Source organism: Acinetobacter sp. ANC 3903 (genome assembly GCF_002135315.1).
Taxonomy (GTDB): domain Bacteria; phylum Pseudomonadota; class Gammaproteobacteria; order Pseudomonadales; family Moraxellaceae; genus Acinetobacter.
In genome coordinates this window covers 158,590-166,366 of sequence record NZ_NEGA01000009.1, presented here as the reverse complement: position 1 = coordinate 166,366, position 7,777 = coordinate 158,590, and the positions used below count along the sequence as shown (strand labels likewise).

The 7,777-nt window shown below is 41.0% G+C and carries 5 protein-coding genes; 3 read left to right on the top strand and 2 right to left on the bottom strand.

All coding sequences use genetic code 11. The annotated features are described in order from the left end of the window. The 3 genes from B9T29_RS09225 to B9T29_RS09215 form a co-directional block, all read left to right on the top strand. A partial coding sequence (locus tag B9T29_RS09225; RefSeq protein WP_213033303.1) for an electron transfer flavoprotein subunit alpha/FixB family protein occupies positions 1-560 on the top strand: 560 nt, incomplete at its 5' end. A 574-nt stretch (positions 561-1,134) separates the two neighbouring features. After that, positions 1,135-4,146, top strand: coding sequence for a DNA gyrase subunit A (gyrA, locus tag B9T29_RS09220; protein ID WP_086175635.1), 3,012 nt, complete (start codon positions 1,135-1,137; stop codon positions 4,144-4,146). 82 nt (positions 4,147-4,228) lie between these two features. Next, a complete protein-coding gene (locus B9T29_RS09215) occupies positions 4,229-5,074 on the top strand; it encodes a hypothetical protein (protein WP_086175634.1) in 846 nt (281 codons plus the stop codon). Positions 5,075-5,113: 39 nt separating this feature from the next. Here B9T29_RS09215 and gltP read toward each other — a convergent pair whose 3' ends face one another. Then, on the bottom strand, positions 5,114-6,409 hold the full coding sequence (gltP, locus tag B9T29_RS09210) for a glutamate/aspartate:proton symporter GltP (RefSeq protein WP_086175633.1): 1,296 nt from the start codon (positions 6,407-6,409) through the stop codon (positions 5,114-5,116). A gap of 270 nt (positions 6,410-6,679) precedes the next feature. Next, positions 6,680-7,777, bottom strand: a complete 1,098-nt coding sequence (locus B9T29_RS09205) for an ABC transporter permease (protein ID WP_086175643.1) — start codon at positions 7,775-7,777, stop codon at positions 6,680-6,682.

Here is a 7,777-nt window from a genome sequence, read left to right as displayed (position 1 = left end):
GTCCGATCTATGCAGGTAACGCAATTGCCACTGTAGAGTCTGCTGAGTCTGTTGTTGTTGCGACTGTTCGTGGTACGGCATTTGATGCTGTAGCAAGCGACGGTGGTTCGGCTAGCGTTGAAGCTGCTGCGTCTACTGGCGATGCGGGTCTTTCTAAATTCATTTCAGAAGAAATTGTTAAATCTGAACGTCCGGAATTAACTGCTGCACGCATTGTTGTTTCTGGTGGTCGTGGTGTGGGTTCAGGTGAAAACTATCACACTGTGCTTGATCCATTGGCTGACAAATTGGGCGCTGCACAAGGTGCTTCACGTGCAGCAGTTGACGCTGGCTTCGTTCCTAACGACATGCAAGTGGGTCAAACGGGTAAAATCGTTGCGCCTGACCTGTATATCGCTGTCGGTATCTCTGGTGCGATTCAGCATTTGGCTGGTATGAAAGAATCTAAAGTGATCGTTGCGATCAACAAAGATGAAGAAGCGCCAATCAATGCAGTTGCTGACTACTGGTTAGTGGGTGACTTGAACACTGTAGTTCCAGAATTGGTTTCTAAAATCTAATTTCTGAACCCTGTTCGAAAAAAAACGCTCTTGCGCAAGCAGTGAAAGCAACGCTTTACTGTTTTGTTCAGGAGCGTTTTTTTATGCCTGGATGTTTGTAGCTCATCCATTTTCAGGGTTTGAATGTGGTCATTCCGACTCAAGAGATAGCATTGCAGGGGCAGCAAACGAATGTACATCTTTTATGGTGGTACAAGGTGGTTCAGGTTTAATGCATTTGGACAGCTAGGGTGGGACAGATTTAATCGATTTATATTTTTAAAAAGGCGAAAACCCAATTTTAACTGAATAAATAGCTTGAGAATTTAGGGTTAAAATTGGCCGTTGAATGCTAAATTAAATGAACTAAATCACATAAAATTCCGACAAATGAAAGTGCTGAAAAAATAAACGATAAATTATAGAAAATTAACAAGATTAACATGTGTGATATGGCACAAAAACCACAGAATTTATGCTATAATTTACGGCTGTATTTAGACTTTAACTCAGCTTATTTTGAGTTAATTTTTTGCTAGATTGATTATATAAAACGAACAGTTTTAGCAACAGCTGTTTGTAATAAGGAGTATGCATGAGCGTATCGGAAATCCGACCGATTGCCATTGAGGATGAACTCAAAAGCTCATATCTCGACTATGCCATGAGCGTTATTGTTTCTCGTGCATTACCTGACGTGAGAGATGGCTTAAAGCCTGTTCATCGTCGTGTGCTTTTCGCTATGCACGAATTGGGCAACGACTACAACAAAGCATACAAAAAGTCAGCCCGTGTAGTCGGTGACGTGATCGGTAAATATCACCCGCATGGTGACTCTGCTGTTTATGAAACCATTGTTCGTATGGCTCAAGACTTTAGCTTGCGTTATCAATTGGTGGATGGTCAAGGTAACTTCGGTTCTGTCGATGGTGATAGCGCAGCAGCAATGCGTTATACCGAAGTCCGTATGCGTAAGCTCACCCATGAACTTTTGGCTGATCTGGAAAAAGACACAGTCGAGTGGGAAGACAACTACGACGGTTCTGAACGCATTCCACAAGTCATGCCTACACGTGTCCCTAACTTGCTGATTAACGGTGTAACCGGTATTGCAGTCGGTATGGCAACCAATATGGCACCGCATAACATGACTGAAGTTGTGAATGCGTGTCTGGCTTATGCAAATAATCCCAATATCAGCATTGAAGGGTTGATGGAGCACATTTCTGGTCCAGATTTCCCTACCGGCGGTATTATTTATGGTAAATCCGGCATTGTAGATGCTTACCGTACCGGTAAAGGCCGTCTGCATATCCGTGGTAAATATCATATTGAAGAAGACCCGAAAAACGGCCGTAATACCATTGTTTTCACTGAAATTCCTTATCAGGTCAATAAAGCAAAAACCATTGAGCGTATTGCCGAGCTGGTAAAAGAGAAAAAACTGGAAGGTATTTCTGAACTTCGTGACGAGTCTGACAAAGACGGCATGCGTATTGCAATTGACCTGAAGCGTGGTGAAAACGCTGAAGTGATTGTCAACAACCTGTTCCTGAATACCCAGTTAGAGAATTCATTTAGCATCAACATGGTCTGCCTGGACAACGGCCAGCCGAAGTTGATGAACCTGAAAGACATCATTGCTGCGTTTATTCGCCACCGTCAAGAAGTGGTGACACGTCGTACCATGTTCGAACTGCGCAAAGCGCGTGAACGTGGTCATATCTTGGAAGGTTTGACGGTTGCTCTGGCAAATATTGATGCCATTATCGAAACCATCAAAACTTCTGCCAATCCGGCTGAAGCGCGTGAGCGTTTACAAGCAGGTGAATGGGCGGGTGGCGGTGTTGTTGCATTGCTTGAAAAAGCAGGTTCAGTATCGGTACGACCTGACGAAATTGAAGGCGAAGATCCAGCGAAACCATTTGGTCTAGAAGGTAATATTTACCGTCTGTCACCAACGCAAGTTAATGCGATCATGGAACTTCGTTTACACCGTTTAACCGGTCTTGAACAAGACAAGTTACATGCGGAATATTCTGAAATCTTGGGTCAAATTGCTGAACTTACTGCAATTTTAAATGACTTCAATTTGTTGATGAATGTTATTCGTGAAGAGTTAGCCTTGATTCTGCAACAGTATGGCGATGCACGTCGTACCGCGATTGTTGAATCACGTATCGACTTCTCGCGTGAAGATTTGATTCCAGAAGAACAAGTCGTATTGACTGTTTCTAAAACAGGTTATGCGAAAACCCAGCCACTTTCTGACTACGCTGCACAGCGTCGTGGTGGTCGTGGTAAGTCTGCAACTTCAATGAAAGAAGATGATTATATCCAGCATCTGATCGTGACATCGAACCACGCAACGGTTCTATGCTTCACCGATGTCGGTAAAGTCTATCGTCTGAAAGTATTTGAAGTACCGCAAGCATCACGTGGTGCAAAAGGTCGCCCAATGGTGAACCTGTTGCCGCTTGACGCAAACGAAACCATTACAGCGATTCTTCCGGTCATTGATGTACCGAAGAAATTTAAAGATCGTCTGGTTGATTTCAAGGCATTTGTGAAAGCCAATGCTGCGAAACTGCAAGAAAATGAAATCATCAATTCACATTATGCTGAACTGGAAGCAGCGCTTGCTGAACTGGAAGATGGTGCGGATGATATTTCTGATGCATTGCGTATTCAATTGAAACAATTGGGCTTAGAGCTTTCTACGACTGATCTTGATGATGACATCATCAATGACTTTGCACAGCAAGCTGAAGCAGTACGTAAAAACTTCTATGTGTTTATGGCGACTGAGTACGGTACGATTAAACGTGTAGAGCTTGAACAGTTCTCGAATGTGCGTTCAAACGGTTTACGTGCGATTGAACTGAATGGCGACGATACCTTGATTGGTGTGGCCATTACCGATGGCGAACAGCAAATTATGTTGTTCTCGAACGAAGGTAAAGCGATTCGCTTCGCAGAAACTGATGTCCGTTCAATGGGCCGTTCAGCGAAAGGTGTACGCGGTATGCGCGTGACCATTGGTGCCGCCGCACAACTGGAAGAAAACGACGAAGCTGATGTAGAGACTGATGATGAAGATGGTTCTGATTCAGCATTGATCAGCCGCATTGTGTCATTGGTGGTTGTTCCTGAAACTGGCGAAGTGTTATGTGCATGTGCCAACGGTTACGGTAAACGTACCCCGGTGGGCGAATTCCCAACCAAAAAACGTGGTGGTAAAGGTGTAATCGCGATCAAGACCTCTGAACGTAACGGTGAATTGGTCGGTGCAGTCTCCATTGATGAAAGCAAAGAGCTGATGTTGATTTCTGATGGTGGTACGATGGTTCGTACCCGTGCTTCAGAAGTTGCTACCACAGGTCGTAATGCACAAGGTGTTCGCTTAATCCGTTTAGGCAACGAAGAGTTACTTGTAGGCGTGGTTTCGGTTGAAGCTGTAGAAGAAGACGAGTTTATTGAAGCCGTGGAAGGCGAAGAAGTCGTTGTCTCTGAAGCTTTAATTGATTCTGAAACTTTGCTAGATGATGAAACCATTGCTGATGAAGCTGACACTGAATCGGATTTAAGAGATTCTGAGGAAGAGTAAGTTTTGACTTAAAAAGAAGGGCGCTTAGGCGCTCTTTTTTTATAAAAGAAGATAATCTAATAAATATTAAAATGGTGAGGATATGGATCAAAAGACATTGGAACAAATAGCAGAGTTTATTTGTGGAAATAATGAAGCAATTCATCCGGAATATAGATCAAGTTCAAAGATTACTAAATTTTTTCATAATATAGGTTTGCCATATATTCATGATGGTTCAACTCGCGCCAAATGGGTTTTAGACAGATTAAATGAATTAACAAATCAGCAATTAGCTAATGTGTTAAAAAGACTTGCTTCTCCACGAGAATATGGTGGCGATAAAGAAATAGTTTTTAAAGCTTTAAAGACTTTAAATAGCATACTGTATGTCGAAGGCTTCGAAATATATCTAGAAGGTATTGAGCCAAAATTTAGAAAAATTCAGATAGATTTTAATAATACTCGAGAAATAGAGAGAGAACTAAAACCATTACCTACACCTGATTTTCTTGTACTGGGTTTGGACGTAGGTGTAGGTGAAATTCTTCAAAATAGATGGAATGAAACTCAAAAATGTATAGAGTCAAAGGCATATTTAGCATCTATAATTTTAATGGGTAGTATCCTTGAAGGAGTACTCTTAGGTGTTTTTCAAAAAAATATGAAAGAAGGTAATCAAGCTAAGAATGCCCCAAAGGATAAGAATGACAAAATAAAAAATTTTGCTGAATGGAAGTTGGCAGAAATGATAGATGTAGCCCATCAGCTTGGTTGGATAGGAATTGATGTTAAAAAATATTCACATTCTTTACGAGAGTTTCGAAATCTAATTCATCCCTATGAGCAAATGATGTATAGATTTAGCCCTGATGAAGATACAACAAATATTTCTTGGTTAGTTGTACAAGCCGTTATTAATGACTTGGCAAATAAACTTAAGACATAAAAAAGGAAGCCGAAGCTTCCTTTTTTTTTGATTTATAAATTATGCAGCTTCTTTCATTTCAATTTGATAATCTTTTTGCTTTTCAGCATCGAACTGGCCTTCCCATTTACTGATCACAAGAACAGCCAACGAGTTACCAATTACATTCAATACAGTACGTGCCATATCTAAAATACGGTCAATACCGGCAATAAATGCTAGACCTTCAAGCGGAATACCCACACTACCCAAGGTTGCCAAAAGCACCACAAAAGACACGCCAGGAACGCCGGCAATCCCTTTAGAAGTAATCATCAGGGTTAATACCAGAATGACTTGCTGAGTGATGCTCAAATCAATACCGTAAAGCTGTGCAATAAAGATTGCCGCAATACTTTGATATAAAGTCGAACCATCCAGGTTAAACGAATAACCGATCGGAATTACGAAACTGGTAATGGATTTAGGCGCACCATAAGCTTCCATTTTTTCCATAATACGCGGTAATACGGTTTCAGAACTGGCAGTTGAATAGGACAGAATCAGTTCATCTTTTAGAATTTTAATAATTTCCCAAATACTGAAACCACAGAATTTAGCAACCAGTCCTAAAATGACAAAGATGAAGAAGAAAATAGCACCATAAACCAAAACGGCCAACTTCACTAATGGAAGAAGCGAGCTAAAACCAAAGTTTGCAACGGTTACCGCAATCAGGCCAAATACACCAAAAGGTGCAAAAAGCATAATCATGTGCGTCACTTTGAACATGGTTTCAGAAACAGCATGCAATACATCAATGAGCGGTTTTCTGGTTTCTTTAGCTAAAGATCCTAAACCAATACCGAAGATCACAGAGAAGAAAATGATCGGCAACATATGCCCATCAGTCAGTGATCCAAAAATATTGGAAGGGATTAAAGATAAAATGGTATTCACCAGACCATGGGAATGGCTACTCACTTCCTGTGTAGTTTGCTGATATTGAGAAATGTCAGTTTGCGTCAAACTCGACATATCAATCCCGGCACCCGGCTGGAACACATTGGCTGCAACCAGACCAACAATAATCGCAACTGTGGTAATAATTTCAAAATAAACAATGGTTTTGAAACCAAGCTTACCTACATTTTGACCATGACTTGCATTGGCAATACCTAAAATCAGCATTGAAACTACAAGCGGAATAACGATCATCTTAATCAAATTAATAAAGATTGAACCCAAAGGACTCAGCAGATTATTAATCAGAGTTTCACGATATTCGGGAGAGTAATGTAGAAAAGAGCCTACAAGCACACCTAAAATGAGCGCAATGACGATTTGCCAAGCAAGACTAATCTTAATCTTTTTCATGCTAAGCCCTTAAAATCAAATTTTTAATAAAAAAAGCTGCTATAACACTGTCGATATCACATCGGCATGTTACGGGGAGCGTGGGAATGAATCATATAAAAAATATTCATGAAATATGAACTGGGGGCTATTTTGCATCGATTAGTATATTCAATCTAACTTTTTTCTTCATAATTGATTTGAATGGTTAAAAAAAAACCAGTTTTAGTTTAAATGGTGATCAAATTGTAAAGTTTTATTTAATAATTTTATAATGTCATACTTAAAAGATTATTTTTGAGCAGCTTTGGTCAGGCGGAAATATCCCCATACCAGACAGATTCCGGCAAAAGTCACCAGATAAATTATTTTCGGAATGACCAGCTGGGTAGGCACGCCCATCTGGTTCAATTGAATAAACATCTGTATGCCTTGGGTGGAAGGCAAAATATTTCCTAACCATTGCATCCACTCAGGCATGGCTGCGTGTGGCCATGCTATCCCTGATAGTAAAAATAGTGGAATGGAAGTAAAAACAATCACATGTCCTGCGCGTTCAGGCATATCAAGAAAAGATGCAATCAACAAGCTGAGGCCAATCACGCAACTTATAAATACAGGCACAGCAATCAACATACCGATGAAGTTGCCACCACGCGGATAATCATTCAGCCAAAAGGTAAATCCAAACAGGTATAAACAGCCCAGGAAGCCAATGGTTAAAATGGCACTGAATAATGCCCAGAATTCGGTTTGACTCGGTGTCCAGTTCTTTTCACGATAGCCCGTAATCAACATGCACAGACCCAGTAAGATGGTCTGATGGATAATCAGCGGTGCAACGGCAGGGAAAATATAACTGCCATAGCCGGACAGGGTATTAAATAAAGGAATTTGATGAACGGAAAGCGCAGGGGAGAAATGCGAAATATTGCCAAATTTCTGCGCCTGTTCGGCAAGCGCATGCTCAATAGAGGCCGCTAGACCCAAACCAATCTTTTGGGTTTTTAAAAAATTGGCCGCACTTAAATATAAACCGATGCCGCCCACTTCACCACGACGGATACTGCCGGATAAATTGTTTGGCAATAACAAAATAGCATCGGCCTGTTGCAGCTTGATCATCTGCTGCGCTTCGGCAAAATTACCGGTCACTGCACGGATTTCAACATTGGGGCTTTTAGCCACTTCGCTAATAATCTTGGACGTCACCATGCTTTGTTCTTCATCGACAATAATGATGGGTAACGATTCGGCATGTTCTGCCTGATAGGCAGTCGGATAGAAGAAACTATATAAAAATACCGAGAGCACCAAAGTGGTGAAAATAGAGCTATTCGCAGCAATATCTTTAAAGGTTTTAAAATAAAAGTGCAGAAAGTCTTTAAT